2 protein-coding genes are annotated in these 410 nt (G+C 35.9%); both read right to left on the bottom strand.

Translation table 11 applies throughout. The features are described 5' to 3' along the window. Positions 1 to 269 (bottom strand): dihydroxyacetone kinase phosphoryl donor subunit DhaM (dhaM, locus tag CIL03_RS19475; RefSeq protein WP_094887495.1); only part of this gene is annotated, 269 nt, incomplete at its 3' end. 3 nt (positions 270 to 272) lie between these two features. Further along, on the bottom strand, positions 273 to 410 hold a 138-nt coding region (locus tag CIL03_RS19480), incomplete at its 5' end, for a DAK2 domain-containing protein (RefSeq protein ID WP_133087849.1).

Consider the following 410-nt stretch of genomic DNA (forward strand, 5'->3'; position numbering starts at 1 on the left):
AGTTTTATATCTTTTGTTTCTGCCATTTCAATTGCAATTTCTGCATTCATTTTTGCGCTGCCAATATCATAAAAAAGCAAAACACCTTGCCCCTGATCGGCATTATTTATCGCTTTTCCTATTATATCAATGCTTGTACCAATATCGTTTTCTTCTGTACCACCTGCTAATTCGATTGGTACATCCTGAATAACTTGCCCGATAAGATCCTTAATTCCTTCAACTATTTTAGAACTATGAGAGATTAATACAATACCCACACGGGACATATTTTAATTTCCTCCTTTTATAACTTCTGCAAGTGCTTCGAATATATAAAAAGATGATGCAGCCCCAGGATCAATATGCCCAATAGATTTTTCCTTAAAATAAGAGGCTCGACCCTTCGTAGCCATGATCTCTTTCGTGTT

This window comes from Virgibacillus indicus (assembly GCF_002266285.1).
In the GTDB taxonomy this organism is placed as follows: domain Bacteria; phylum Bacillota; class Bacilli; order Bacillales; family Amphibacillaceae; genus Virgibacillus_K; species Virgibacillus_K indicus.